At 26.1% G+C, this 26,234-nt stretch carries 33 protein-coding genes and 1 riboswitch; of the genes, 28 read left to right on the forward strand and 5 right to left on the reverse strand.

Going from position 1 to position 26,234, the window contains the following annotated elements:
- The first annotated feature begins 17 nt into the window (after nucleotides 1-17).
- The 9 genes from E0D94_RS04145 to E0D94_RS04185 all read left to right on the forward strand — a co-directional run bounded on the left by E0D94_RS04145 (nucleotide 18) and on the right by E0D94_RS04185 (nucleotide 5,880).
- The gene (locus tag E0D94_RS04145; protein ID WP_130806037.1) at nucleotides 18-986 is read left to right on the forward strand and encodes a linear amide C-N hydrolase; all 969 of its coding nucleotides are present in this window, start codon (nucleotides 18-20) and stop codon (nucleotides 984-986) included.
- Nucleotides 987-1,001: 15 nt separating this feature from the next.
- Nucleotides 1,002-1,430: a C-GCAxxG-C-C family protein gene (locus tag E0D94_RS04150; protein ID WP_130806038.1), complete on the forward strand. Its 429-nt coding sequence runs from the start codon at nucleotides 1,002-1,004 to the stop codon at nucleotides 1,428-1,430.
- Between the two features lie 12 nt (nucleotides 1,431-1,442).
- Complete coding sequence (locus E0D94_RS04155; RefSeq protein ID WP_130806039.1) at nucleotides 1,443-1,637, forward strand: transcription initiation factor TFIIIB; 195 nt, start codon at nucleotides 1,443-1,445, stop codon at nucleotides 1,635-1,637.
- A gap of 357 nt (nucleotides 1,638-1,994) precedes the next feature.
- Nucleotides 1,995-2,369 (forward strand): GntR family transcriptional regulator, encoded by a 375-nt coding sequence (locus E0D94_RS04160; RefSeq protein ID WP_130806040.1) that lies wholly within the window; start codon nucleotides 1,995-1,997, stop codon nucleotides 2,367-2,369.
- Nucleotide 2,370: 1 nt separating this feature from the next.
- Nucleotides 2,371-3,216: an ABC transporter ATP-binding protein gene (locus E0D94_RS04165; protein ID WP_130806041.1), complete on the forward strand. Its 846-nt coding sequence runs from the start codon at nucleotides 2,371-2,373 to the stop codon at nucleotides 3,214-3,216.
- 2 nt (nucleotides 3,217-3,218) lie between these two features.
- Nucleotides 3,219-3,854: an ABC-2 transporter permease gene (locus E0D94_RS04170; RefSeq protein ID WP_130806042.1), complete on the forward strand. Its 636-nt coding sequence runs from the start codon at nucleotides 3,219-3,221 to the stop codon at nucleotides 3,852-3,854.
- A 13-nt stretch (nucleotides 3,855-3,867) separates the two neighbouring features.
- Nucleotides 3,868-4,527 carry an ABC-2 transporter permease gene (locus E0D94_RS04175; RefSeq protein WP_130806043.1) on the forward strand — a complete coding sequence of 220 codons (660 nt, stop codon included), beginning with the start codon at nucleotides 3,868-3,870 and terminating at the stop codon, nucleotides 4,525-4,527.
- Between the two features lie 152 nt (nucleotides 4,528-4,679).
- On the forward strand, nucleotides 4,680-5,381 hold the full coding sequence (locus tag E0D94_RS04180) for a GTP pyrophosphokinase (protein ID WP_130806044.1): 702 nt from the start codon (nucleotides 4,680-4,682) through the stop codon (nucleotides 5,379-5,381).
- The gene (locus E0D94_RS04185; RefSeq protein ID WP_130806045.1) at nucleotides 5,371-5,880 is read left to right on the forward strand and encodes a GNAT family N-acetyltransferase; all 510 of its coding nucleotides are present in this window, start codon (nucleotides 5,371-5,373) and stop codon (nucleotides 5,878-5,880) included. Before E0D94_RS04180 ends, E0D94_RS04185 begins: the two co-directional genes overlap by 11 nt.
- Before the next feature lie 761 nt (nucleotides 5,881-6,641).
- Here E0D94_RS04185 and E0D94_RS04190 read toward each other — a convergent pair.
- A complete protein-coding gene (locus E0D94_RS04190; RefSeq protein ID WP_130806046.1) occupies nucleotides 6,642-7,241 on the reverse strand; it encodes a YidC/Oxa1 family membrane protein insertase in 600 nt (199 codons plus the stop codon).
- Between the two features lie 484 nt (nucleotides 7,242-7,725).
- Here E0D94_RS04190 and E0D94_RS04195 point away from each other — a divergent pair, with 484 nt between their 5' ends.
- The 7 genes from E0D94_RS04195 to E0D94_RS04225 all read left to right on the forward strand — a co-directional run bounded on the left by E0D94_RS04195 (nucleotide 7,726) and on the right by E0D94_RS04225 (nucleotide 13,011).
- Complete coding sequence (locus E0D94_RS04195; protein ID WP_130806047.1) at nucleotides 7,726-8,031, forward strand: DUF3784 domain-containing protein; 306 nt, start codon at nucleotides 7,726-7,728, stop codon at nucleotides 8,029-8,031.
- Between the two features lie 115 nt (nucleotides 8,032-8,146).
- Complete coding sequence (locus tag E0D94_RS04200) at nucleotides 8,147-8,455, forward strand: PadR family transcriptional regulator (RefSeq protein WP_130806048.1); 309 nt, start codon at nucleotides 8,147-8,149, stop codon at nucleotides 8,453-8,455.
- A 2-nt stretch (nucleotides 8,456-8,457) separates the two neighbouring features.
- Complete coding sequence (locus tag E0D94_RS04205) at nucleotides 8,458-9,825, forward strand: DUF2812 domain-containing protein (RefSeq protein ID WP_165442859.1); 1,368 nt, start codon at nucleotides 8,458-8,460, stop codon at nucleotides 9,823-9,825.
- 75 nt (nucleotides 9,826-9,900) lie between these two features.
- A complete protein-coding gene (locus tag E0D94_RS04210) occupies nucleotides 9,901-10,422 on the forward strand; it encodes an ECF transporter S component (RefSeq protein ID WP_242620478.1) in 522 nt (173 codons plus the stop codon).
- 1 nt (nucleotide 10,423) lies between these two features.
- Nucleotides 10,424-10,990, forward strand: coding sequence for a uridine kinase family protein (locus tag E0D94_RS04215; protein ID WP_130806051.1), 567 nt, complete (start codon nucleotides 10,424-10,426; stop codon nucleotides 10,988-10,990).
- A gap of 69 nt (nucleotides 10,991-11,059) precedes the next feature.
- Nucleotides 11,060-11,377: a general stress protein gene (locus E0D94_RS04220; RefSeq protein ID WP_130806052.1), complete on the forward strand. Its 318-nt coding sequence runs from the start codon at nucleotides 11,060-11,062 to the stop codon at nucleotides 11,375-11,377.
- A gap of 77 nt (nucleotides 11,378-11,454) precedes the next feature.
- Nucleotides 11,455-11,557, forward strand: a riboswitch (purine riboswitch).
- A gap of 74 nt (nucleotides 11,558-11,631) precedes the next feature.
- Nucleotides 11,632-13,011: an NCS2 family permease gene (locus E0D94_RS04225; protein ID WP_130806053.1), complete on the forward strand. Its 1,380-nt coding sequence runs from the start codon at nucleotides 11,632-11,634 to the stop codon at nucleotides 13,009-13,011.
- 56 nt (nucleotides 13,012-13,067) lie between these two features.
- Here the strand turns inward: E0D94_RS04225 and E0D94_RS14730 are convergent, their stop codons facing one another.
- Genes E0D94_RS14730 through E0D94_RS04235 form a run of 3 tightly spaced genes read right to left on the reverse strand, consistent with a single transcriptional unit; the run spans nucleotide 13,068 to nucleotide 14,576 of the window.
- Nucleotides 13,068-13,214 carry a hypothetical protein gene (locus E0D94_RS14730; protein WP_165442860.1) on the reverse strand — a complete coding sequence of 49 codons (147 nt, stop codon included), beginning with the start codon at nucleotides 13,212-13,214 and terminating at the stop codon, nucleotides 13,068-13,070.
- 60 nt (nucleotides 13,215-13,274) lie between these two features.
- Entirely contained in the window at nucleotides 13,275-13,667 is a 393-nt protein-coding gene (locus E0D94_RS04230) for a YkvA family protein (RefSeq protein WP_130806054.1), read from the reverse strand.
- A 39-nt stretch (nucleotides 13,668-13,706) separates the two neighbouring features.
- Nucleotides 13,707-14,576, reverse strand: coding sequence for a nucleoside hydrolase (locus E0D94_RS04235; protein ID WP_130806055.1), 870 nt, complete (start codon nucleotides 14,574-14,576; stop codon nucleotides 13,707-13,709).
- 174 nt (nucleotides 14,577-14,750) lie between these two features.
- Between E0D94_RS04235 and E0D94_RS04240 the strand changes: the two genes are divergently transcribed.
- Genes E0D94_RS04240 through E0D94_RS04285 form a run of 10 tightly spaced genes read left to right on the forward strand, consistent with a single transcriptional unit; the run spans nucleotide 14,751 to nucleotide 22,548 of the window.
- A complete protein-coding gene (locus E0D94_RS04240) occupies nucleotides 14,751-15,440 on the forward strand; it encodes a YeeE/YedE thiosulfate transporter family protein (RefSeq protein ID WP_130806056.1) in 690 nt (229 codons plus the stop codon).
- Between the two features lie 17 nt (nucleotides 15,441-15,457).
- Entirely contained in the window at nucleotides 15,458-15,682 is a 225-nt protein-coding gene (locus tag E0D94_RS04245; protein ID WP_130806057.1) for a sulfurtransferase TusA family protein, read from the forward strand.
- Between the two features lie 15 nt (nucleotides 15,683-15,697).
- Complete coding sequence (locus E0D94_RS04250; RefSeq protein ID WP_130806058.1) at nucleotides 15,698-16,216, forward strand: YeeE/YedE thiosulfate transporter family protein; 519 nt, start codon at nucleotides 15,698-15,700, stop codon at nucleotides 16,214-16,216.
- Nucleotides 16,217-16,228: 12 nt separating this feature from the next.
- The gene (locus E0D94_RS04255) at nucleotides 16,229-17,461 is read left to right on the forward strand and encodes an ABC transporter substrate-binding protein (protein ID WP_130806059.1); all 1,233 of its coding nucleotides are present in this window, start codon (nucleotides 16,229-16,231) and stop codon (nucleotides 17,459-17,461) included.
- A gap of 47 nt (nucleotides 17,462-17,508) precedes the next feature.
- Nucleotides 17,509-18,330, forward strand: a complete 822-nt coding sequence (locus tag E0D94_RS04260) for an ABC transporter permease (protein WP_130807342.1) — start codon at nucleotides 17,509-17,511, stop codon at nucleotides 18,328-18,330.
- Between the two features lie 4 nt (nucleotides 18,331-18,334).
- Nucleotides 18,335-19,135, forward strand: a complete 801-nt coding sequence (locus tag E0D94_RS04265; protein WP_130806060.1) for an ABC transporter permease — start codon at nucleotides 18,335-18,337, stop codon at nucleotides 19,133-19,135.
- A 33-nt stretch (nucleotides 19,136-19,168) separates the two neighbouring features.
- Entirely contained in the window at nucleotides 19,169-20,182 is a 1,014-nt protein-coding gene (locus tag E0D94_RS04270) for an ABC transporter ATP-binding protein (protein WP_130806061.1), read from the forward strand.
- Nucleotides 20,183-20,189: 7 nt separating this feature from the next.
- Nucleotides 20,190-20,864, forward strand: a complete 675-nt coding sequence (locus E0D94_RS04275) for a TIGR04283 family arsenosugar biosynthesis glycosyltransferase (protein WP_130807343.1) — start codon at nucleotides 20,190-20,192, stop codon at nucleotides 20,862-20,864.
- On the forward strand, nucleotides 20,865-21,572 hold the full coding sequence (locus E0D94_RS04280; protein WP_130806062.1) for a TIGR04282 family arsenosugar biosynthesis glycosyltransferase: 708 nt from the start codon (nucleotides 20,865-20,867) through the stop codon (nucleotides 21,570-21,572).
- Nucleotides 21,541-22,548: an aminoglycoside phosphotransferase family protein gene (locus E0D94_RS04285; RefSeq protein ID WP_130806063.1), complete on the forward strand. Its 1,008-nt coding sequence runs from the start codon at nucleotides 21,541-21,543 to the stop codon at nucleotides 22,546-22,548. The genes E0D94_RS04280 and E0D94_RS04285 overlap by 32 nt, the downstream gene beginning before the upstream one ends.
- Before the next feature lie 8 nt (nucleotides 22,549-22,556).
- On the opposite strand, the gene E0D94_RS04290 is transcribed toward E0D94_RS04285, so the two are convergent.
- Complete coding sequence (locus E0D94_RS04290; protein WP_130806064.1) at nucleotides 22,557-23,447, reverse strand: LysR family transcriptional regulator; 891 nt, start codon at nucleotides 23,445-23,447, stop codon at nucleotides 22,557-22,559.
- Between the two features lie 183 nt (nucleotides 23,448-23,630).
- Between E0D94_RS04290 and E0D94_RS04295 the strand changes: the two genes are divergently transcribed.
- Together E0D94_RS04295 and E0D94_RS04300 are read left to right on the forward strand one after the other, a co-directional pair.
- Nucleotides 23,631-25,454 carry an FAD-dependent oxidoreductase gene (locus E0D94_RS04295; RefSeq protein WP_130806065.1) on the forward strand — a complete coding sequence of 608 codons (1,824 nt, stop codon included), beginning with the start codon at nucleotides 23,631-23,633 and terminating at the stop codon, nucleotides 25,452-25,454.
- 1 nt (nucleotide 25,455) lies between these two features.
- A complete protein-coding gene (locus E0D94_RS04300) occupies nucleotides 25,456-26,226 on the forward strand; it encodes a heterodisulfide reductase-related iron-sulfur binding cluster (protein ID WP_130806066.1) in 771 nt (256 codons plus the stop codon).
- Nucleotides 26,227-26,234 lie beyond the last annotated feature (8 nt).

The raw sequence follows: 26,234 nt of genomic DNA on the forward strand, positions 1-26,234 counted from the left end.
TAAAAGGAGAATGTAAAATGTGTACAACTATAGGGTTTTCATATAATGAAGGTTTTGTAAGTGGAAGGACATTGGAACTTGGAATAAAATTAGACAATAAAATAATGTATGTACCAAAGAGTAAAGAAAATTTTATTGATACAAAAGATAAAAAGTATTCTTCAAAATATGCCACGATAGGTACTAGTTTCTTTGATATAGCTTCATTTGGAGATGGTATAAATGAAATGGGACTTATGGGATCTAATAATTTTTTCCCAAAGTATGCCTCATTTGCAAAAGAATCAATAGATGGAAAGGTAAATATGACTACATCTAATGCTTTTGACTATTTGTTAACTAGATGTAAAGATGTAAATGAAGTAAAAAAAGAATCAAAAAATATTGTACTATTAGAACATGGAAATGATGAAAAAGATATATCTATAAGTATTCATTTTTTCTTTATGGATGCTAAAGGAGAGAAAATTGTATTAGAACCAAAGAATGGTATACTAATTTCTTATGAAAATCCATATGGGATTTTAACAAATTCTCCAGATTTTCCTTGGAATACAACTAATCTAAAGAATTATATTAACTTGAATCCAGAAAATGTTGAAGAAGCTAATTATAATGGGAAAATTATTTCAAAATTCGGAGAAGGAACTGGGATGTTAGGATTACCTGGTGATTTTACATCTCCATCTAGATTCATAAGAGCAGCTTATTTTGTATCCAATACACCTAAAGATTTAGGGAGAAATGAAGCTATACTCCAAGCATTTAGAATACTTTCTCAATTTGATATACCAAAAGGATCTGTAAAGGATATGAAGAAAAGACTTCAAAATGAAACTTTATATACTTCTATTATGGATACTACAAAAAAATCTTATTTTATAAAATGTCATGATAATATAAATATACAGTCATTTTGTTTAGATGATTATGAAGATGAAAAGGATATAAAATTTATTGAACTTGAAAAGGGAATGAACTTGTAGAAAGGGGATAAAAATATGTTAAAAGATGAAGCTAAAAAATATATTGAATCAGAACTTAAATATGGTGATAAAAGACATTTATATCATTATAACTGTGCAGAAGTAGTGCTAAATGCTTGCAATGACTATTACAATTTAAACTTAGATAAAAACACTTTAAAAGTAATGGCACCTTTTGGCGGTGGTTTATGTTCTGAAAAAACTTGTGGAATTCTTACAGGAGGAGCTGCAGCAATAGGAATTATGTTTGCAGAAAATAAGCCAAGTGAAAATATTAAGATGAAAGAAATAGCTAAAAAATGGATAGAGGAATTTGAAAAAGAATTTAAAAATACTGATTGTAAGGTTATAAAGGAAACAAAAAGAGATGAAAATGAAGGATGCAAACCTTTAATAATACAAGGAGCAGAAATTTTAGAAGAAATAATAAATGAATATAAATAGAGGAGTCAGAATATGATAGTAGAAAATAAGGTATGTCCAAAATGTGGAAGTAATAAAATAGGTCAAGGTAAACAAATAGGTCATGGTAAAATGCTTCCTGCAAATAATACATTTATGTCTCTTGGGTCAAATATAATAGCTGATATTTGTACTGAATGTGGATATATTATGGAAATGAGAGTAGAAAAACCTTATAAATTTAAATAAATATGGATTATATATGAAAAATCATCTTTATCTCTCATTCTTTAAACAGACAAAAAGGAGAAACTAGAATAGAATATGATGAAATTGATAAAATATCAAAATTTAATTCATTAAAAATTATTCCAAATGGTATTTCCATATTTACGTATGATAATAATGAACACAAATTTGTAGTATATAGAAGAAATTCAGTAATAGAGTTTTTAAATAATAAAATTAATAATCAATAAAAAAGATGCTATTAATAGCATCTTTTTTATTTTGTATTTATTCTTGACAAAATAAAATTTCAACTATATACTGTATATATAATATATAAACAGTATATACATAGTAAACAGTAAAGAGAGGTGGAGTATGCGAATTATAGTATCCAATTCTTCAAATGATCCTATATATGAACAAATATCTAGCCAAATAAAATCTATGATAATAAAAGGAGAATTAGAAGTAGGAGAAGGATTACCTTCGATAAGAGGACTTGCAAAGGATTTACAAATATCTGTAATCACTACTAAAAGGGCATATGAAGAGTTAGAAAAAGAAGGGTTTATAGAGACTATACAAGGAAAAGGCTCTTTTGTAGCTATGCAAAACAAAGAACTTATGAAAGAAAAAAAGCTAAAAATTATAGAAGAAAAATTAGTAGAAGTAGTTAATGAATCAAAATTACTAGGATTAAATTATAGAGAAATAGAAGAAATGCTAAGGATTTTATTTGAGGAGGTATAATATGTTAAAAGTACAAAGTTTAAATAAAAAGTTTAAGAATTTTGAATTGAAAAATGTATCATTAAATCTTGAACCAGGCTATATTATGGGGTTTATTGGACCAAATGGAGCTGGGAAAACTACTACAATAAAATTAATAATGAATCTAATAAAAAGAGATTCAGGCAGTATTGAAATATTTGGACTTGATAACAAAGAATACGAAAGAAAAGTAAAAGAGAGGATAGGATTTGCCTATGATGAATCATATTTTTATGAAGATTTAACTATCAAACAGATGAAAAATATAGTAGCACCATTTTATAGTAAGTGGGATGAAAAAGTATTTAAGGAATATATGAAAAAATTTTCTTTAGATGAAAATATGAAAATAAAGACACTTTCAAAAGGGATGAAGATGAAGTTTTCCTTAAGTATTGCATTATCACATAATGCAGATTTAATTATAATGGATGAACCTACATCAGGTCTTGATCCAGTATTTAGAAGAGAAATATTAGATATATTATATGATGTGATACAAGATGAAAATAAGTCAATATTTTTCTCAACTCATATAACTACAGATCTTGAAAAGATAGCTGATTATATAACATTTATAAATGATGGAGAAATAGTTTTTTCAAAACCCAAAGATGAAATATTAGAACAGTATAAAGTGATAAAGGGTGGAAAAGAAATATTAAGCTCAGAAGTAAAAAGTAAGTTTATAGGTATTAGAGAAACGAATGTAGGATTTGAAGCACTTACAGATAATAAAGATATTATTAAAAAACTATCTAAAGATAAAGTATTGATAGAAAAGCCATCCCTTGAAGATATAATGTTTTATACGGTGAGGAGGTAAGTATGAATATATTTAATTTGATTAAAAAAGATATGACAGTTGTCTTTTCAAATAAATCAATGTACATGATATTATTATTATTTGTACCTTTTCTCGTTTTAGTATTAGGGGCTGAAGATATGAATGGCATATATTTATTTTCAATACTTACATTTACCTATATGGTATTATATATTCCTTTTTCTTATGAAGTAAGGGATAAACCCAATGTATTAATCCAATCACTACCGGTTAAAAAAAGAGATATAGTAATTAGCAAATATATTAGTATGATTATAAGTTTAATCATGGGAAATATCTATACATTTATTTATCTTCTACTAATAAAGACACTGGGGATTTTAGATGAAATAACAATTGATATAAGCATTATAGCTTTTGCATTTGTGATTACAGTTTTTGCAACATCTATATTATTACCTGCACAATTTAAATTTACATCTAAGATTGCAAACTTCATCAATATGTTTATTTATATATTTTTCATGATAAATGCAGGAGTATTGAATGAATTATATACAAATTTAGATTTATCAAAAACTTCAAGTATATTATTAACGCTTTCTATAGTAGCTGTAATATATTTTATATCACTCGGAATTTCTATTGCTTTATATAAAAGCAGAAAATTTTATTAAAAGGAGGATTTTTATGTTTAGTCTTATAATGAGAGATATAAGAATAGTAAGTTATATGAATTTATTTATACCTATAGCAGCCATAGTAAGTGGTTACATAGGAGTATCTCTAGACAATCCAATTAAATCTAATTTAGCATATTTACTTGGAACTATTATCAGTGTATATTTTACTATAATTATGCTTACTACTAAAGAAGCTAAGACCAGAGCAAATGCACTAATAGTTTCTCTGCCTATTAAGAGATTTGATGTAGTCAAATCTAGATATGTATCAATGCTCATATATATAATTTTTGCATCTATAATAGTATATATATCATCACATACAAGTAAAATAATATTTGATGATGTCTATGGAAGTCCATTAGCCTTAAACGCTATATTAATCATATCATCAATAATAATTATGTATTTAGTATTTAATTTACCCTTTCAATACTATAATTTAGGCAAAGCTCAAATATTTAATTCTATATTCTATGTAGTAGTTATATTATCCCCCAATATATTTAATAGATTAAATATAAATATAGCAGAAAGTACTTTGATGAAAAATATATTAGAATTAAATTTAAATCAATTTAGCCTTATATTATTTGGAATAAGTATATTACTATATTTTATATCTCTATTTGTATCGAAATCAATATACGAAGCTAAGGAATTTTAAAAAATCATAAGTTCTTAACTCATTGTACAATGAGTTAAGAACTTATTTATATTTTAGTATTTATAAAAAAATGATATAATTGTACATAGAATAAATATACTTAGATAGTATTATTGGACTAAGTATAAAAGTGTTATATGAGGTGAAAGCAAATGATAAATAAAGATTTTAATAAAATAGTTTTAAATAAATCATCATTACCTAATGATCCAGAAAAATTCTTTCAAGGAATGTCTTATTTCAATGAACTTATGATGATGTATCAATCTGCTATTAGAGAAGTAACTACAAAACTTACAATACTTAATGATGAATTATCTCTAGCTAACAGAAAAAATCCAATACAATTTATTAAATCTAGAGTTAAAAAACCTCTTAGTATAGTAAATAAGTTAGAAAAATTAGAAAAAGAAATTAGTATTGAATCAATTATGAATTCTCTTAATGATGTTGCCGGAATACGAGTAGTTTGTTCTTTTATAGATGATGTATATAAAATTTCAGATATGCTTACAAAACAAGATGATATTAAATTAATTAGAGTTAAAGATTATATCAAGAATCCTAAACCTAATGGGTATAGAAGTTATCATATGATAATTGAAATTCCTGTTTTCTTTTCAGATAGTAAGCAATGGATAAGAGTAGAAATACAAATCCGAACGGTTGCAATGGATTTTTGGGCAAGCCTTGAGCATGAATTAAAGTATAAAAAAGGTATAGAAGATTCAAAGGAAATTGAAAAAGAACTTAAAAGATGTGCAAATACTATTGCAGAAACTGATCACAAGATGATGAGTATTAGAAATAAAATTCAAGGCAATTCAAGTAAAGGAGGAAAACATGAAATTTAGATTAGCAGAATTTAAAGATATAGATGAAATAATGGATATAATAACAAAAGCACAAAATTATATGCATAGTGAAGGAATACCTCAATGGACAAATGGATATCCAAATAGTGATACAATAAAAGAAGATATAAACAATGGTTATAGTTATATATTAGAAGAAAATGAAAAAATATATGTAACAGGATCAGTTAGTTTTGATGGTGAAGAAACTTATGAAGATATATATGAAGGTGAGTGGATTACCCATGATAAATATGTAGTAATCCATAGAATGGCTATAGATATGGATTATAAAGGATCAGGAATGTCAACTAAATTCTTAAAAGAGGTAGAAAATTTAAGTAAAGAAAAAGATATATATAGCATAAAAATAGATACACATAGAAAAAACAAATCCATGCAGAAATTTTTAAAGAAAAATGGATTTAAATACTGTGGAATTATATATATAAAAGATGGAAGTGAAAGGTTTGCATATGAGAAAATTTTAGAAAAATAAATGCTTCTAAAATTATTTTGCATATTAAAAAGAACATCTCTTAAAACTATTAATTAGAGATGTTCTTTTTATAAATCACTATTAATTAGGGAGATAACTCCTATAAATCGATTACTTATACTAAATCACCTACTTAATTATATTCAAATTCTAAATAATTTTACTACTAAATTTTTAAGGTTTGTCATTTTAAAGTTTTTTAATTACTTTATATCTACTTTTTTAAGGTAAATAAAAGTTATACTGTTACTTTAAATATCATAACCTTAAATGTTATACTTATTGTTTCTAAATGGTACCTTTTCATTTTTTCATACTATCATTAAGTTTGTCATATTAAATGATTTGATAATATTTCTTAAACTTTGCTATTGCACATTTAAGAAATTATTATAAGCATTTAGACAATTACTTTGATGATAATATTTAGGGATTTGTTAATTTAATGAATTTAATACTTTTTTACTTTGGTGGAATCATCTCCTTCTGTTAATAGTATTATATATATACCTCAGAAATTTAATATTAAACATAAAAAACATAATTTTTTGAATATTCCTTTAATTATTTCATACAATTTGCAATGATAAGTAAATTGTAAATTTAAAATAAAATGATTTTTGAAATGAAAGCAATAGAATTTTTTCAGAGTAATATGAGTATGAAGAAATAGTAGTATATAAAATAATAAAAATTAATAGGAATAAATAGACATAGCAAATAAAAGCTATGATTTAATTAAATCATAGCTTTTATAGAATCTATAATAATATTTTCTGTGTACTTTGAATAAATGCAGAAGTTACAAAATATATTCCAAGGGCAGATGGCATATTTGAAACTAATAATATTGCCATTATAGCTGGAACAATTATAATCTGCTTAGATATTTTTGGCACCTTAGTATTCTTTATAATATTTATACTTGATAATATATTAGGAAAAACTTGCACTAATATATATATTAATGGAAGTATAAAATATGGGTCTGGTACTGAAAGTGAATTTAACCATGGGAATAGTACTGTTGAAACACTTGTAACATTATTGGTAAACAATCTATACATTGCAATAAAAGCTGGCATCTGTATAAAAAAAAGTAATATCCCTAGAAATGATTTAGAATTTTCAGCATAGAGTTTTTGTACCTCTTTATTCAACTTTTCTTCATCATTCTTATATTTTTTCTTTAATTCATTAGTTTTTTCAGTTAATCCTTCCATTAGTTTCATAGATTTCCTCTGTTTTATAGTTAATGGCAGTAAAACTAAATTAAATAAAACAGTTACAAGTATAATTGTGATTCCATAGTCATTTGTAAAGCTATTCATAGTATCAAACAATGTTTGTAATATATTCAATATATACACTCCTTCTAATATTTTATAGTTAAAACTTATTAACTATAAAATATTAGAATTCCACTACAAATAACCACAACCTAAATTTATTATAAGTATCATAATTGTTAGTATATAAATTATTTAAGATGGTATATTTTAAGCTATAAATTTGATAATTAGATATATTTACATTATTATATGACAATATATTTAAATCATAATTTCTTGCAATATAAAAGATAGCAAAAAACATTGTTATAAATGTGAAAATAAATAAGAAAATATCTATATCAAAATTCATATACACCATCCTTTCGTTAAAGTACTCTATATTTATTATTCTATTACATAAGTTAGATAAAAGCAATGTTTAGGAAAATACTATAAATATTAAAATGAAAAATGATAAATATAGAATTATGTAATATAATGAAAATAACCATAATAAAAAATGATATAGATAAAAAGTTCATTATGTTAATCATACAAAGGGGACAATCACATGCTAGATATAGTCTTAAGTATATTAATAATGCTTTTAGCATTATTAATATATAAAAAAGAATATGTTTTTTTAATGGGTTATACAAAAAGAAGTAAAGACACTAAAAAAATAAAGGATAAAAAGAAATTATCAAAAGATCTATCCCTTAATATTTTTATTGCGGGATTAACATTTTTAATTACAAATGTATTAAATGATTTATATTTTGATGGAGATTTAGATGTATTATTGGACTTTTTTGTGATAGTATTTGCAGTTCCATTTTGGTTAATATCATCTAAAGTTAAAAGAGGAGAATATTAGATTATTTACAGACTAAAATTTTAGTCTGTTTTTATTTTGAAAATATTGACATTATATCGACCGTCGATATATAATATAATCATATCGATAGTCGATACAATTAGGAGTGAATGATATGGGATATTTTGACAAACTTACTCAACCAATGTTTTATGTACTTTTGAGTTTATATGAAAAAAGACATGGTTATGAGATAATGAATTTTATTAAAGAACTTACAAATGAAAGAGTAGTAGTTGGTCCAGGGACACTATATAATTTGCTTAGTAGATTTTTAGAAGCAGGTTATATTGATATAGTAACAGAAAAAGATAATAAAAAAATATACATAATAAATGATAATGGGAAAAAACTTGTAAAAAGGGAAATAGAGAGATTAAATCAGCTTATAAAAGATGCAAATAATATCATTAAAGGGGGATAATGATGAATAGAAAAATAGTTATAAGGAATATAAATCTTACTAATTATCCAGCATTAGAAGAGTACCTATCTAAAATGGCAAAAAAGGGCTGGATGCTAAAAAAGATTATTTTGAGTACATTTTTTATATTTAAAAAAACAGAAAGCAAAGCCTTAGAATTTTCTATTACTCCATATGAAATAGAAACATTTTTAAATAAAAAGACTAAATCTGATTTAAATGAGTTTAAAGAAGTCGTTGAAAGTACTGGTTGGAAATATGTGACTCGGAGTCATCAATATTATATTTATTATAAAAAAAGTGATGAAGACTTAATAGATATACATACTGATAAAGAAGAAGAATTTAGAGCAATTAAAAAAATAGCAAAAGGAGAATTAATAGGATACTATATATTAATAGCTCTTTTTGTTATAATGTTATGGTCTGTTCTAAGTGATATTGATTTATTAAATTTTTTAATATCAAATACTCCTTTACTAATTATTTCTATCAGCATATTTATTATACCACTATCCATTATTCAAATAATAACATATAAAAAATTTTTATATAAAAATAAGAAAAATATAGAATTAGGAAATGATTTGGAATTCAATTATTCAAACATTCAATGTAAAGTTATACCTTATCTAATGATTTTTAGTGGAATATTTATTGTGTTGTTTTTTATAGACGAAATTTATAAAGTAGTAAAATATGATGATATAAACAGATTATATTCATTTATTCCAGCAGTAGTAGGTTTTTCTTTTGGAACTATATTTAGATATACATTTAAAAAGAAAAAAATAGAACAAGGCAAAAAAGTTATGTATATAATAATAGTAATAATTTCTGCAGTTATATTAACATCTATTATTTCAATTAATATAGAAGATGAATTTACTTATGAATTTATAGAAAAAAATAGTAGTATATTTATTCCTGAGAATTATTATAATGGATGGTATACCAGTGACAAAGCAACAGGATATTATAATGCTGTAAATGAAAATATTGCTAAAGTAGTAGTTGATGCTATTATTAATAGGAGAAAATCTCACATGGAAGAATATAAAGATTCCAAAGGGAACATGGAATATGAACTTTCTCTTATGGCAGTTTTAAGTACAGAGGAATATATTAAGTTGAAAAGCGCAAAGGGTACAGAAGATGAATATAATGTGCTCAAAGAAATTATTGATAAAAATATTATAAAAGGTAAAAATGAAATTTGGAATTCAGATGAAATATATTATCTATCTAGTGATAAAACTATAGCAGTAGTAAGATGGGAAGATAAAGTATATTATTTAAAAGGTTATGATTTTAAAGATGATGAAAATATAAAAAAAGTAAAAGAAAAATTAAATAAAAGAGAGCAATAGTAAAAATAAATTTAGATGGATTTTTATGTTATAATAATTTATGCAAATAAAAAATATACAATTAGAGGTGAAAATTTGAAGAAGACAGTTAATAAAATTACATTATCAGGAGTGTTTATAGCACTTGGTATTTTGCTTCCATATATAACAGGCAATATTCAAAGTTTAGGTGTTAATTTATTACCTATGCATATACCTGTATTACTAGCTGGTTTTATAGTAGGGTGGAAATATGGTCTTTTCGTTGGAATTATAACTCCTTTACTTAGAAGTGCTTTAGTTGGTATGCCGCCATTATTTCCAGTTGCTATAGCTATGGCTTTTGAATTAGGAATATATGGGTTAGTTACAGGACTATTATATAGTATGTTAAAAAAGAGCAAAATATCTGTTTTTATATCATTAATAGTTGCAATGATTAGTGGAAGAATAGTTTGGGGAATAGTTAGTTACTTTTTATTCTTTTTAAATAATACGAATTTCACTATAGATATGTTTATAACAGGGGCATTTGCTACTTCTATGATAGGTATCATTATTCAATTAATACTCATTCCAATAATAGTTATTAGATTAGAACGAGTAGGTATTATATAATATGAGTTCAAAGGAAATTATATTTAAAAACATAGACAAGCTCTTGGAATCTAAAGACAAAGTTTTAGTAGCAATAGATGGAAAAAGTGCAGCAGGTAAAAGTAGTTTTTCTGATTTGCTTAATAAAAAATATGATTGTAATTTATTTCATATGGATGATTTCTTTTTGCCAGCTAAATTAAAGACTAAAGAAAGATTACAAGAGGCAGGGGGAAATGTAGACTATACTCGTTTCAAAGAAGAGATATTAGAAAATATTAATAAAAATAATCTTTTTAAATATCAAATTTTTGATTGTAAGGTACAAGAACTAACAGAATATAGAGGTGTTATGCCAAAGAAATTAAATATAATTGAAGGCGTATATAGTATGCATCTTGAGCTTATAAGTTATTATGATTTAAAAATATTTTTTGATGTTGATGATAATACTCAGGAAGAAAGAATAATAAATAGAAATGGTAAAGATATGTGTAAAAAGTTTAGAGATATTTGGATTCCATTGGAAAATAAATATTTTGAAGAACTTGATATAAGAAAAAAAGCAGATGTATTAATACATAATTAATATTAATTTCCATATTTTTCTCCCTTATGGGTAATTATAATAATAAATAAATCCAAGGAGTGATTACTTGTGAAAAAGATATATGGAAGTTATAATACATTAAAAGAAGCAAGAGATGCAGTTAAGGATTTAGCTGATAAAGGGTATAATAAAGAACAAATAACTGTAATATCAGCAGAAGAATTAGACGGAGATTTAGAATATATGGAGACTGAAAAAAATGAATATAACAGCATTTGGGACACTATAAAAGATACATTTACCTTTGAAAGATATACTAGGGATTATTGGAACTTAGATCCTGGTAATTCAAAAATTGAATTAGAAGACTATAGAACTAATTTAGATAGAGGAGATATTGTAGTATTGGTTGATGAAAAAAGATAATCAAACATTAAAGTAAATTAATAAAATAATATTCGTTTTTTCTATTGACTTATTTTAATATATCTGTTAGTATAATTTTAGAATTAAATAGTGATACTCATATAATAATCTGGAATATGGCCAGAAAGTTTCTACCTAAGAACCGTAAATTCTTAGACTATGAGTGTGTGTCTTTGAGTTTAACTCTAAAGATGAACACTTATAGTGTTTATCTTTAGAGTTTTTTATTTATTTAAATTAGAGGAGGTATTATAATGGATTCATTTTTTAAATTAAAAGAGAATAAAACAGATGTAAAAACAGAAATAATGGCTGGGATTACTACATTTGTAACTATGGCTTATATTATTTTTGTAAATCCTAATGTATTAAAATTAGCAGGGATGAATGAAGCAGGTGCTCTAGGAGATGCAGCAGCTGGTATTGGATTTGAAGATCCTATAGTAGGAGCAATATTTGTAGCAACATGTGTAGCTGGTGCAATAGGTACTCTAATAATGGGGTTATATGCAAACTTACCATTTGGACTAGCACCAGGAATGGGACTTAATGCATTTTTTACTTACGGAGTTGTTTTAGGACTTGGATATACTTGGCAAGAAGCACTTGCAGCAGTATTTATATCAGGAATATTATTTATAATTTTAACAATTACAGGACTTAGAGAAGCAATAGTAAATGCACTTCCAGATTCACTTAAAAGAGCAATTGGTGGCGGTATCGGTTTATTTATAGCATTAATTGGTTTTCAACAAGGACATATAATAGTAGATAATCCAGCAACATTAATTGGATTTGGAGATTTCACTCAAAACGCAACAATTGTAACAATTATAGGACTTTTAATAATTGGAGTACTTATGACAAGGGGAGTTAAAGGTTCAATTCTTATTGGAATAATTGCAACTACAATTATAAGTATACCACTAGGGGTTACAACTGTACCTACAGATTTTAGTTTTTCAATTCCAAGTATTACACCAACACTTTTTAAAGCTGATTTCGTTGGCTTATTGAACTTAGGTGAAGTTGGATTAATTGGGGCAATAATGAGTGTTGTAACAGTTGTTATATCATTTTCTTTAGTAGATATGTTTGATACTATAGGAACTCTTGTTGGAACTGGAGCAAAGGCAGGATTTATACAAGAAGACGGAAGACTTAAGAATATGAATAAAGCACTTTTTGCTGATTCAATTGCAACATCAGTAGGAGCACTTCTTGGTACATCTACTACAACTACATTTGTAGAAAGTGCATCAGGAGTTAGTGAAGGTGGAAGAACTGGACTTACTGCTGTTACAACAGGTATATTATTCTTATTATCATTATTTTTAGCACCTCTTGTAGGAATGGTACCAGCTGAAGCTACTGCACCTGCACTTATAGTAGTTGGAGTATTAATGATGACAAGTATTAAACATATAGATTTTGAAGATTTTTCAGAAGCATTACCAGCATTTTTAACAATGGCTATTATGCCTTTTAGTTATAGTATTGCAAATGGAATTGCAGCCGGACTTATATTTTATCCTATAACAAAAATAACAACAGGAAAAGCAAAAGAAGTTCATCCTGCAATATATGTACTTGCTATATTATTTATATTGAGATTTACTATACTTCCTCATTAATCATAGAAAAAGGATTCTCCAACATGTTGGAGAATCCTTTTGATTTCTATAGGAGTTTATCTGAATTTTTTAGGATCTATATAATCTATATCTCTTAACATATCTAAAGGAAATATATTTGCATTGATGTTGTTTTCAATTATAGAAAAATCTTTTTTATTTATTGTATTTATAATATATTTTTCTTCAATATTTTTGTCCATATAGATCATCCTTTTAATTGGGGTATTAATATTATTTACAAAAAAGATGATTAAAATGTATTAATATTCTTTCATACTTTGCCATTTTTTATAGTTTTCAATTTCTTTTTTTATGCTACGAAGTAACATAGAAAATACTAAAGCATCATCAATATATCCTGCATATAGGATAAAGTCTGGAACTACATCAAAAGGATTTACAAAATAAAGTATTGCGGCAACTATAGTAATTATTGTTCTTTTGGAGATATTTTTATATTCTCCAGAGAGAAAAGACTTAAACATGGATATACTTATTTTAAGATCACTTTTAAATTCTTTTGTACCACTATCTTCATTTCTTGCTTTATGAACAGCTTCATCAATAAGCTTTTTACCTTTTTCTTTATTTTTAATATATTCCAATGCTTTTTTCTTATCTTTTTTGACCATATTTTTAACTTTAGTTTCCATCAAATCGTCTCCTTTAGAATATTTTTACCCAATTATTAATTAATAATTTATATTATTCCAACTATCGAATATTAAATTATTAAACTTTTCTTTGTCCTTTATTACTGTTGGTATATTTAATTCATAACTATTATTATTGTCAACTATATTTATAAATCCTGTTTTTAAATCATCAATTGTAGAAGATGCTTTTACTATATTTTTATCAAAAAGTTCAGGGTTTGTTATAAATACTGCTGCAACTATATCCCAATTATGAAATCCTTCTATGCCATATTTTATTTGAATAAAACTATACCAAGGAAGGGTCATATTTCTTATATACTCAAATATAGGTTTTTTTTCTTTTAATATTCTATTAGATTCTTCTTTGCTAAATAAAGCTTGAAGACATAATTGAGCAGATATTAAAGTGATGTTTGCTTTAGAATTTAAAACATGATATGCAGCTTCATTATCTGAGGATAAATTTAGCTCATCCATCTTTTTTCCATTTAATATTAAAGGTTCCAATATACCACCCATTATTACTATATTTTTTACTTTTTCAAAGAAATTTTTATCTTCTTTGTAAGCACCATAAATATTAGTTAAAGAACCTGTGGCAAGTATTGTTATTTCTTTTGGGTATTTATTTATCATTTCTACTAAAAATCTTGATGCTTCACTAGTTCTATTTTGAGGTGAAGAAGCTCCTTTTAATAAAGGGATATTTTTTAAGTTTAAATCATTAAATAATTTAGAAGTAGCTCTAAAAACTGTATCTATATTACTATTACCAAAAGTGTTTGTAACTCCCAAAATTTCGATATTTTTATTTCCTAGAAGATAAAGAAATGTAAGTCCATCATCTACATCTCTACCAAATACGCCCATAGTATTATCACAATCAAATATAATTTTTTTCATTTTACTCTCCTTAAAGTTATAGTATGATAATATTATAACAGAAAAACATGACTTTTATTTAGTTATAAGAGATACTTATCTAATATAAGAATAAGATATAGTTATTTAGGTACTTTTCACGTTATAATAAAAGTGTAACTTTGACTATAATTTAACATTAGTGAGGTGAAGTTATTGGCATCTGAAAAAATAGAAATGCTTAAAAAGAAAAGACAAAAAGAAATCAGAAAAAAGAAAGATCAAAAAAAGTATGGGTTTTTATTGTTTTTAGTATGGGCTATAATTTTAATTTCCTTTATATATACTGATTATAGATATACTCCGGTTTGGATTATAGGTCTTTTTATAGGAATAACTCTTCAGAGATCTAGATTTTGTTTTGCAGCAGGATTTAGAGATCCTGTACTTGTAGGAAGTACAAGTATACTTCGTGCTATAATACTTGGACTTATAGTTTCAACTATTGGATTTTCTATTATTCAATACTTTAGTATAGCAGGGGGAAATATTGTTATAGAAAATGTACCAGGAATAATTTACCCTGTAGGAATTCATACTGCTATTGGAGCGTTACTATTCGGAATAGGAATGGTAATATCAGGTGGGTGTGTATCTGGAACTATTATGAGGGTAGGAGAAGGATTTATTCTTCAAATAGTAGTAATGATTGGCATAATAATAGGTACATTGCTGGGAGCAGGTAGTTTTAAATTTTGGGATATTAATTTTATAAAAGATTCAAAGACGATATATTTTCCTGAACTTATAGGATTACCTTTAGCTACAATATTACAAATTACTTTTTTAATAATATTATATTTTTTAGCAAATTGGTATCATAACAAAAATAATATAATGCTTTAATTATTGGAGGAAAATAAATGGCAGAAGTTAAATTAGATTGCATGTATGAAGCATGTCCTATACCACTATTAAAGGCTCATAAAGCTTTAAAGAAAATGAATACTGGTGATGTGCTTATAATGGAGACAGATCATACTTGTTCTATAACAAATGTATTAGAATGGGCAAAAAAACATTCTCTCCCTGTAGATTATATTGAAATAAGAGAAGGCGAATGGGAGATTTATATTGAAAAATTATAATTCTAGGAGGAAATCATGAAAAAACTAGAAAAAATTTATAAAAAGCCATGGCCTTATTATATTGGAGGTATTATTCTTGGTATTTTAAATATATTAATACTTTTTACCGTGGGAAAAGCTATGAGAGTTTCAACAGGATTTTTATATTGGGGAACTTATATATTAAATAAAATAGGTATAAATACAAATGATTGGTATTATTTTAAAAATAATAGTGACATCTTAATTTCAAATGAAGGCTTTATAGATAATTTTTATACACCAATTATAATTGCAATTATGTTAGGCTCTTTAATATCCATATTATTTTCTTCAGAATTCAAAGTAAAAAAAATAAAAAATAAAAAGCAATTATTTTTTGGATTATTTGGTGGTATTTTAATGGGATATGGGACAAGGATAGCTTTTGGTTGTAATTTAGGTGCATTTTTTAGTGCCATACCAAGTGGATCATTACATGGTTGGGTTTTTGGGATATTTATGCTTTTAGGTGCATTTATAGGATCAAAGATATTACTTAAATTTATTTTATAGGAGGTTTTAATTTTGAAAAAAACTTTAATTATATCAATAATATTTTTGTTAGTTATTACTCTCACTGCTTGTGGTGGAGATAAAAATGAAGAAGGTAATATATTAGAAAAGGACTGGAATGAGATATTAGAAAAAGCTAAAGGAACAGAAGTAACTTTTTATGGTTGGGGTGGAAGTCAAAAAACAAATGAATGGATAGATACTTTTTTATCAGATACTATGAAAGAAAAATATGATATCAAGGTAAATAGAGTACCTATGGATATAGAAGATATTTTAAATAAGATGTTATCAGAAAAACAACTTGATTCAGAAGGTAGTATTGATGTAGTTTGGATAAATGGAGAAAATTTTTATACAGCAAAACAAAATGATTTATTAAGTGAATCTTTTACAGATAAGTTACCAAATTTCAAGAAAAATATTGATATAAACTCCGAAGAAGTTACAAGTGACTTTGGATATAGTGTAGATGGGAAAGAAGCACCATATGGAAAAGCTCAATTTGTAATGATATATGATGAAGAAAACATAAAAGAAATTCCAAAAAATCATGATGAACTCATGGAATTTGTAAAGAAAAATAAAGGGAAGTTTACTTATCCAGCTCCTCCTGATTTTACAGGTAGTGCTTTTGTAAGAAACATTATTTATGATGTAGTAGGTTATGAAAATGTAAAAGATTTAGAAGCTGATAATGAAAAAGTAAAAAAGGCTATAATGCCAGCAATAGAATATCTTAAAGAACTCAAGCCTTATTTATGGAGGGAAGGAAAAACTTATCCAGCAACTATTTCTCAATTAGATAATATGTATGCTGATGGGGAAGTAATCATGAGTATGAGCTATAATCCATATAATGCTGAAGCTAAAAGAAGAATAGGAGAATTTCCTGAGTCTACAAAAACATTCATATTTGAAAATGGCACTATAGGAAATACTCATTTTGTTTCGATTCCTTTTAACAGTCCAAATAAAGCAGCAGCACTTGTACTTATAAATGAAATATTAAGTATAGATTCACAAGCTTCAAAATATGATCCTGAAAATTGGGGAGATTTGCCTGTAATAGATAATGGAAAAATTAGCGATGATGAAAAAGAAATTTTTAAAAAAATAGATTTAGGACCAGCCACAATTTCTCAAGAAGAACTTCTAAATAATAGAATACCAGAACTACCTTCTGATTTAGTACCAATAATAGAAGAGATATGGCAGGATACTATACCGGTAGAAGGTGAATAAAATTGTTAAAAGAAAAGGTCAAGCCATATATTTTGCTACTTCCTTTTATGACTGTAATATTTGGTATTTTTACATCAGGTCTTTTAATGGGGTTTATGCAGAGTTTGGGAAGATTTAAAGCAGTAGGGCTTACTGAATTTACATTAAAATATTATAAAGAAGTATTAACTGATAGTGATTTTTTATCTTCATTTAAATTTAGCTTCTACATTTCTATTGTATCATCGATTATAGCAGTTGTTATTGGTGTTTTATTAGCATACTTATTACTTGTAAATAAACATAAAAAAGGTATAGAAGAAGTAATATATAAAATTCCAATAATAATACCTCATACCATAGCAAGTTTACTAATATTTAATATATTATCTCAATCAGGGATATTACCTAGATTATTATATAATATAGGTTTAATAAGTAGTAAAACAGATTTTCCATCTTTAGTTTTTGATCAAAATGGATGGGGCGTTATATTATCATATGTATGGAAGGAGATTCCTTTTATTGCTATGGTAGTATATACTGTTTTAAAAAATATAAATGATAAATTAAGAGATGTAGCTCTTAATTTAGGAGCAAATAAATGGCAAGTGTTTAGATATATTTTATTACCACTTATGATGCCTTCTATAATATCATCATTTATAATTGTATTTGCTTTTTCATTTGGAGCATTTGAAGTACCATTTTTACTAGGTCCTACTAACCCTAAAGCATTACCAGTAAAAGCTTTTATGGAATATAGTAATCCAGATCTTACAAATAGGCCTTATGCAATGGTTATAAATATGATACTTACATCTTTTTCTTTAATATTTATATTTATATATTACAAAGTATTCCATTTAATAAACAGATATAGTAGGTGATAATATGAACATTAAAGTTTCAAAAATAATATTATATTTTTTGCTTCTTTTTCTTTTGCTTCCTCTTTTGGTACTATTAATTTGGAGTATAAGTAATTCATGGACTTGGCCAAATATTTTTCCAAATAATTTTGGACTTAGAGGATATAAATATATATTCAGTTTTAGAACAGGAACACTTGAAGTACTATTAAATAGTATAGTGTTATCTAGTGTAGTAACTTTTATCACAATAGCTATAAGTATACCAGCATCAAAAGCTTTAGGAGTATATGAATTTCGGTTTAAGAAAATATTTAAAATATTAGTTCTTGCACCTATAATAGTACCTCCTGTGGCTGTTGCAATGGGAATACATGTTTCATTTATAAAACTTGGACTTGCTAACACATTTTTAGGTGTAGTACTTGTACATCTAATTCCTTGTATGCCTTATGGAATAAGAATAATAACTAGTATATTTGAAGGATTAGGAGAAAAAATGGAATTGCAAGCAAAAGTGCTTGGAGCAAATTCAATTCAAACTTTCTTTCATATAACACTACCTATTATAACTCCAGGAGTCATATCAGCAGCTTCTATGGTATTTATAGTATCTTTTTCCCAATATTTTTTGACTTTTTTAATTGGAGGGGGAAAAGTAAAAACATTATCTTTAGTTATGTTTCCATACATTAAGAGTGGGGATAGAATGATGGCTTCAGCTTATAGTGTAGTTTTTAGTATTACAACACTGGGAGTATTGCTATTAATGGAATCTGCCATTAAAAAGAAATATAAAAATAAAACTGATTTATTTGTTTAACTTAAACTTAAAGATATATAAAGGAGAAATTCTATGTCACAAATTGAACTTAAAAACATAAGCAAATTTTTTAGTGGGAAAAAAATATTAGATAATATATCTTTAAGAGTAAAAGAAGGAGAAAGAATATCGCTTTTAGGACCTTCTGGATGTGGAAAAACTACTACTCTTAAAATAATAGCTGGATTATTAAATAAAGATAATGGAGAACTTTTAATAGGTAATAAAGATGTTTCGAATATAGCTGTAGAAAAACGAGGAGCAGTAATAGTTTTTCAAGATTATCTTTTATTTCCTCATATGACAGTAGAAGAAAATATAGGTTTTGGACTAAAGATGGCTAAAGTAAAACGTAAAATTATAAAAGAAAAGGTATATGAATTGATTCATCTAGTAAAATTAGAAGGACTGAAAGAAAGATATCCAAATGAATTATCTGGAGGACAAAAACAAAGGGTTGCTATAGCAAGAGCACTTGCAGTAGATCCAAAAGTACTTCTTTTAGATGAACCTTTTTCTAACCTTGACACATCTCTTAGAGAAGAAATGAGAGAATTTATTGCTAATATTCAAAGGAAATTGAATATAACTACAATATTAGTTACACATGATAAAGAAGAAGCACTTATGATTTCAGATAAAATAGCAGTTATGCTAAATGGAGAAATAAAACAAATTGATGAGCCACATAAAATATATAAAAATCCTAATTCAATTGAAGTAGCAAACTTTTTAGGTAATAGAAATTATATTAAAGGAAGTATAATTAATGGCATATTTAAAACAGAAATAGGTGACTTTGATATATATAAAGATAACAAAAAAAATATTATAGCCATGATTAATCCAGAAGATATAAAAATAGGAAAAGGAAATATATATGGTATTATAACTAAAATAAGATATGGTGGAGATAGAATTTATTATACCTTAGATGTATATGGTAAAAAAATAAATGTAATTTCTGGAAGTGATAAGGTATATAAATTAAATGAAAATATAAATATTTTTATAGATTTTGATAATGGGGTGTTTTTTGATGAATAGTAAAAATATTATATCAATAATAATACCAGTGTTAAATGAAGAAAAAACTATTGAAAACACAATTAAAAATTTGATGAATATAAGAGGAAATAAAGAAATTATAATAGTTGATGGTGGGAGTAATGATAAAACTGTACAAATAGCAAAATGTCTAACAAAAGTAGTATGTAGCCCTAAAGGCAGAGCAAATCAAATGAATGCTGGTGCAAGGATTGCTGAGGGGAATATTTTATGGTTTGTTCATTCTGATTCTATTGTAGATGAGAATTCACTTATAAATATAAGAAAAGCTATTGAAGAGGGATATAAGGCAGGAGGATTTAAACTATATTTTTATGATGATAAATCTTCATTTATGAAATACATATCATTTACTTCTAATTTAAGAGCAAAATATTTAAATATATATTTTGGAGATCAAGGGATTTTCGTAGAAAAAAATTTATTTAATAATTTAGATGGATTTAAAAGAATTGATTTAATGGAAGATTGGGAGTTGTCAAAACGTATATCTAAGGAAGAAAAAATGAAATTATTAGATTGTAGTATTGGGACTTCTGCAAGAAGATTTAACAATGGGGGAAAATTAAAAACTCATTTATTAATGCATAAAATTAAAATATTATATTTATTGGGCATATGTGATAAAAAATTATCAATGATTTATAAGGAGGCGAGGTAAATGAAGGGAGCATTAATACTTATGACTAGAATACCTATACCAGGGAAAACAAAAACAAGACTTATGAGTGTATTATCAGGGGATGAATGTGCAAGAATTCACAGAGCATTTTTAATGGACTTATTTTTATTATTCAATTCACTAAAAGATAAAGTGGATATATACTTAACCTACACTCCTGAAGATTCATTTGGTATAATTGCAGATATAATACCTTCATATATAGGTACATTTGCTCAAAGAGGAGATTCTCTTGGAGATAAGATGAAAAATGCTATATCACATGTATTAGATAAAGGATATGAAAGTGTTTGCCTTATGGGGTCTGATATACCTCAAGTGACAGAAAAAAGTATTATAGAATGCTTTAATAGATTAGATACAAAGGATTGTGTAATAGCCCCTACATTTGATGGTGGTTATTATCTTGTAGGATTAAAGAAAATGAATGATAAAATATTTGATAATAAAGTTAAATGGGGTAATAAGACTGTTTTAGAAGGGACTATGGATATATTAAATTCATTAGAATTAAATGTATCACTTGGTGACAAATATAGGGATATAGATACCTTAGATGATTTAATAGATTTTAAAATTAGGTTAGAAAAAGGGGAGTTTCCTAATTCCCATCTTAAATATACAAAAGAATATGTAAATAATATTTGGAGTTGGTATGATGAACTTGATACAAGTATTAGAGGGTAAAATCAAAGATTATGTTTTAAATAATGATATAAATGTGTGCTTAGATAAAATGAATTTAGAAATTAATTTTTTAGCACAAGGTGAATATAATATAAATTACACTATAAGCGACGAAAATAATAAATACGTGTTTAGAGTAAATACAGGAAGTCAAATTAATGTAGAAGAACAGATAGAGTATGAATATAATGCACTTAAAAATCTGGAAATATCAGGTGTTACTCCAAAAGTATATTATGTTGATTCTTCTAAAAAACAAGTAAATTATGGAATATTGATAATGGAATTTTTAGAAGGAAGACATCTTATATATGATAGAGATTTATTAAAGGCAAGTAATATATTTGCAAGAATCCATTCTTTAGATTTAAATAAAATAAACACATCTAAGTTTATGATAGAAGAAAGTATTTGTAATGATAGAATTTTAGAAGCTAAAATGCTTTTAAAAGATTATATGAAAAATAAAAATATTGGAATAAAAAACAAATTATTTTTTGATAAGTTCCTAAATTGGGCAGAAAAAAATTCAGATAGAGATATATATTTCAAAGAAAATAAATGCCATGTGATTAATAACACAGAAGTTAATTCAAGCAATTTTATAATAGGTGAAAATAAATCTTCACTTATAGATTGGGAAAAGCCAGTTATATCTGATCCTACACAGGATTTAACTCAATTTTTAGCAAAAACTACTACTCTTTGGAAAGGGAAATATGTTTTATCAGAAGTTGAAAAAGAAGAATTTTTTAAAACTTATAAGAAAAATTTAACTATAGCAATACCAAATATTCGAGAAAGGGTATATTTATATACTCCTTATCTATATCTGAGAGCATTATCTTGGTGTGCATATGCATATATAGAATATCAAAATCCAAATAAAGATATACAAAATATAGAGACTTATAAAACTATAAAAAGTTACTTAGATACAGATTTTATGGAAAATTTATTAATGATATATTGGTAAAAGAGGTTCTAACAAAAACCTCTTTTTTTAGACTTTAAAAATTCTATAAAACCTTTTTCATATGGATTTAATACAGCATTTTTTCTATAAACAACATAATATTCAGAAACCACATTGAAATCATCTACTTTTATATGTGTAAGTATCTTGTCTCTTAATTCTCTTTTTATAATTAATTCTGGTATAAAAGAAATACCTTTTCCAGATATTACTGAGGTTTTTATTGCTTCCATAGAATTTAATTCATAGATTATATTTAAATCATCTGTAGTTATAGCTTTATTTTTTAAGCTATTAATTATATCTTTTCTTGCACCTGAACCTTTTTCTCTAAAAATAAGTGGTAGTTTTTTTAGCTCATCAATAGTTATAGCTTTCTTTACTAATGGTAGGGAAGTAACTAAAAGCATATCATTTGAAGTTATTTTTTGATAAACTAAATTTTTATTATCTATTTTATTTTGAGCTATACCTAAATTAACTGTATTATTTAATACATTATCTATAACTTTTTTAGTATTTGATATTTCTAAGTTTATATCTATATCAGGATTTTCATGTTTATATATATAAATACTACATGGAAGAGCATATTCACCTATTGATTTGCAAGAACCTATAAATAATTTCTTTTTATGAGTTTTTAAATTTTCTAAATCTCTCTCCACATTATCTTGAAGAGAAAGAATAGTATTTGCATAATCAAAAACTATTTCACCTGCTTCAGTAAGGTTGACACCTCTATTACTTCTATTTAATAAACTAACTTGTAATTCCTTTTCTAAAGATTGTATTTGCATACTAAGTCCTGGCTGAGTTAAATGAAGTATCTTTGCTGCTTTGGATATGCTATTAGCTTTTACTGTTATATAAAAAGCTCTAAGATAATCAATATTCATAAATACTCTCCTTCATTGTTACGGATTTAACATAAATTTATATTATGTATTATAATAGATTCTTATTATAAAAAAAGAAATCCTTATAGTATAATAATATTGAGATTAAATTAACAATCATTTAATTAATCTGTATTTATTATTATATCATATAGTAATAGTCAATATAAAGGGGGTAATTTTGTGAGTAAATTTACTTATCCACAAGAAGTGTTAGATAAGATGAAAGATATTGTTGATAATTGTATGGGAGAAGAAACTGCTTATTGTGAAGCTACTTGTCCTATGCATACAGATGTAAAAGGTTATGTGAATTTGATAGCTGAAGAAAAATATGAAGATGCAATAAAACTTATAAGAGAAAAATTATTTTTACCTGCTTCATTAGGTCGTGTTTGTGCTCATCCTTGTGAAGAAAACTGTAAGCGTGAAACAGAATATAGACAGCCAATGTCAATAGCAGCACTTAAAAGATTTGTTGCTGACAATTTTGACAAAGAAGAAATATGGAATTTAGATAAAAAATCATATACAAATAAAAATATAGCAGTAATTGGTGCAGGACCAGCAGGAGCACAAGCTGCACTTGATTTAGCCATGAAAGGTAACAAAGTAACAGTATACGATAGATTACCTGTGTATGGTGGAATGATGAGAGTAGGAATTCCAGAATATAGATTACCTAGAAATATAATAGATTTTGAATATAGTTTCCTAGAAAAGCTTGGCGTAGAATTTAAAATGAATACTGAAATAGGAAAGGATATATTATTTGATGAAATTCAAAGTAAATTTGATGGAATAATTATAGCAGTAGGGGCTCATAAAGGTGTAGTAATTCCTGTAGAAGGTCATGATAAAAAGGGAGTATTAGATGCAGTTAATTTTTTAAGAGATGTTAGCCTAGACAAAGAAAATACTAAAATAGGAAAGAAAGTAGCAGTTATAGGTGGAGGTAATGTTGCAATTGATGTTGCAAGATCTGCAAGACGTATAGGTGCAGAAGAAGTTCATTTAATTTGCTTAGAAGAAAAGCTTAATATGCCAGCTCATGATTGGGAAGTAAGGGAAGCTGAGGAAGAGGGAGTAAATGTTTTTGCAGGGTATGGTCCTGAAAAAATAATAGATGAAAATGGTAAAGTTACTGGTTTTGAAATAAAAAAATGCACTTCTATATTTGATAATGAAGGAAATTTCAATCCTCAATTTGATGAAAATAACAAAGTGATTTTAGATGTAGATAATGTAGTATTTGCTGTAGGTCAAGCAGTAGATAATAGTTTCGTAAAGGGTAAATTAGAAACTAAAAGAGGGGGACGTTTTAAAGTAGATCCTACAACATTACAATCGGAGATAGAAAATGTCTTTGTTGCAGGAGATGCAAGTGGTGGTTCAGTTATAGCGATTGAAGCTATGGCAGAAGGAAGAAAAGCTGCTAAATCAATGATGAGATTATTTAATGGAGAAGATTTATATAAAGATAGAGAAAAAGAAGGGACATATGAAACAAAATTAGAAACAACAATAAAAGAAGGAACAGAAGATTTAAAAAGGGTATCTACTACACAATTAAATCCAAATAAAAGAATAAATGACTTTAGCGAAGTTGATTTAGGATTTACAAAAGAGGAAGCTATAAAAGAAGCTTCAAGATGTCTTAAATGTGAATGTAAACTTTGTATGAATGAATGTGTAATGCTAAATGATTATTGTGAATGTCCTAAGGATTTATTTGAAGGGATATTAGAAACAGGAGATATTGATCCTATGATTCCTTATTCATGTAATATGTGTAGTCAATGTACTATAGCATGTCCTAAAGATTTTGAAATGAGTAGTAGATTTATGGATATGAGAAAGACTATGATAAAGAAAAATAATGGTAAATCACCTATCAAAGGTCATAGTGCAATAGAAATGCATCAGCTTTTAGGTTTTTCTAAGATATTTAATACAGCAAAACCTGCAAAAAAGCAAAACAATAAAACAGAGAAGGGGAGAAGTTAATATGTCACAAACTAAAAGAGTATTTATACCAGGATGTAGTTTGCCTTCTTATAATCCTGATGCTGTAATGAATACATTAGAATTTTTACAAAATAAATTACCAGGAACAGGTGGAATACTTAAATGTTGCGGTAAGCCTACAAAAGCGCTTGGTCAAATGGATAAATTTAAAGAAAGATATGGAGATTTCCAATCAGAAATAGACAAATTAGGTGCAGAAGAAATAATTGTGGCATGTCAATCTTGCTATCTTACAATGTCTGCGAATAGTCCAAATCAAACAGTAAAATCACTTTGGGCAATATTTCCAGAATTAGGTCTACCTGAAGGAACAAAAGGAAAAGGAAAAAAGAGTGATATAACTTTTGCAATACATGATTCTTGCTCAACAAGAAATAGAAAAGATATCCATGATGGAATAAGATGGATAATGAATGAACTTGGATATAAGACTGAAGAACCTCCTCATACAAGAGAAAATACTAAATGTTGTGGATTTGGAGGAATGATAGTTCCAGCAAATCCAGATTTAGCTCAGAGAGTTATGAATAAGAGAACAGAAGAGGTAGAATCAGATTATATGGTAACTTATTGTGCAGCATGTAGAGAATCAATGGTTAAAGGTGGCAAAAAAGCAGTTCATATATTAGATTTAATATTTGGAGATGTTTATGATTCAAATACAGAATTTCCAGGTTTACCATCAAGTCCAATAACAAGTTGGGCTAATAGATATAAATCTAAGTCAAATATTAAAAAAGTTTTAAAATAAAAAATAAA

This window comes from Senegalia massiliensis (genome assembly GCF_900626135.1).
Classification (GTDB): Bacteria; Bacillota; Clostridia; order Tissierellales; family SIT17; genus Anaeromonas; species Anaeromonas massiliensis.

Bases quoted from the DNA above. Each gene is read 5' to 3' on its own strand.
- E0D94_RS14730 (WP_165442860.1), bottom strand. From the start codon at position 13,214: ATGGACAAAAATATTGAAGAAAAATATATTATAAATACAATAAATAAA.
- E0D94_RS04160 (WP_130806040.1), top strand. From the start codon at position 1,995: ATGCGAATTATAGTATCCAATTCTTCAAATGATCCTATATATGAACAA.
- E0D94_RS04230 (WP_130806054.1), bottom strand. From the start codon at position 13,667: ATGGAAACTAAAGTTAAAAATATGGTCAAAAAAGATAAGAAAAAAGCA.
- E0D94_RS04175 (WP_130806043.1), top strand. From the start codon at position 3,868: ATGTTTAGTCTTATAATGAGAGATATAAGAATAGTAAGTTATATGAAT.
- E0D94_RS04235 (WP_130806055.1), bottom strand. From the start codon at position 14,576: ATGAAAAAAATTATATTTGATTGTGATAATACTATGGGCGTATTTGGT.
- E0D94_RS04245 (WP_130806057.1), top strand. From the start codon at position 15,458: ATGGCAGAAGTTAAATTAGATTGCATGTATGAAGCATGTCCTATACCA.
- E0D94_RS04285 (WP_130806063.1), top strand. From the start codon at position 21,541: ATGATGAACTTGATACAAGTATTAGAGGGTAAAATCAAAGATTATGTT.
- E0D94_RS04165 (WP_130806041.1), top strand. From the start codon at position 2,371: ATGTTAAAAGTACAAAGTTTAAATAAAAAGTTTAAGAATTTTGAATTG.
- E0D94_RS04185 (WP_130806045.1), top strand. From the start codon at position 5,371: ATGAAATTTAGATTAGCAGAATTTAAAGATATAGATGAAATAATGGAT.
- E0D94_RS04250 (WP_130806058.1), top strand. From the start codon at position 15,698: ATGAAAAAACTAGAAAAAATTTATAAAAAGCCATGGCCTTATTATATT.
- E0D94_RS04155 (WP_130806039.1), top strand. From the start codon at position 1,443: ATGATAGTAGAAAATAAGGTATGTCCAAAATGTGGAAGTAATAAAATA.
- E0D94_RS04200 (WP_130806048.1), top strand. From the start codon at position 8,147: ATGGGATATTTTGACAAACTTACTCAACCAATGTTTTATGTACTTTTG.
- E0D94_RS04225 (WP_130806053.1), top strand. From the start codon at position 11,632: ATGGATTCATTTTTTAAATTAAAAGAGAATAAAACAGATGTAAAAACA.
- E0D94_RS04280 (WP_130806062.1), top strand. From the start codon at position 20,865: ATGAAGGGAGCATTAATACTTATGACTAGAATACCTATACCAGGGAAA.
- E0D94_RS04150 (WP_130806038.1), top strand. From the start codon at position 1,002: ATGTTAAAAGATGAAGCTAAAAAATATATTGAATCAGAACTTAAATAT.
- E0D94_RS04205 (WP_165442859.1), top strand. From the start codon at position 8,458: ATGAATAGAAAAATAGTTATAAGGAATATAAATCTTACTAATTATCCA.
- E0D94_RS04260 (WP_130807342.1), top strand. From the start codon at position 17,509: ATGACTGTAATATTTGGTATTTTTACATCAGGTCTTTTAATGGGGTTT.
- E0D94_RS04270 (WP_130806061.1), top strand. From the start codon at position 19,169: ATGTCACAAATTGAACTTAAAAACATAAGCAAATTTTTTAGTGGGAAA.
- E0D94_RS04180 (WP_130806044.1), top strand. From the start codon at position 4,680: ATGATAAATAAAGATTTTAATAAAATAGTTTTAAATAAATCATCATTA.
- E0D94_RS04145 (WP_130806037.1), top strand. From the start codon at position 18: ATGTGTACAACTATAGGGTTTTCATATAATGAAGGTTTTGTAAGTGGA.
- E0D94_RS04170 (WP_130806042.1), top strand. From the start codon at position 3,219: ATGAATATATTTAATTTGATTAAAAAAGATATGACAGTTGTCTTTTCA.
- E0D94_RS04265 (WP_130806060.1), top strand. From the start codon at position 18,335: ATGAACATTAAAGTTTCAAAAATAATATTATATTTTTTGCTTCTTTTT.
- E0D94_RS04215 (WP_130806051.1), top strand. From the start codon at position 10,424: ATGAGTTCAAAGGAAATTATATTTAAAAACATAGACAAGCTCTTGGAA.
- E0D94_RS04195 (WP_130806047.1), top strand. From the start codon at position 7,726: ATGCTAGATATAGTCTTAAGTATATTAATAATGCTTTTAGCATTATTA.
- E0D94_RS04290 (WP_130806064.1), bottom strand. From the start codon at position 23,447: ATGAATATTGATTATCTTAGAGCTTTTTATATAACAGTAAAAGCTAAT.
- E0D94_RS04300 (WP_130806066.1), top strand. From the start codon at position 25,456: ATGTCACAAACTAAAAGAGTATTTATACCAGGATGTAGTTTGCCTTCT.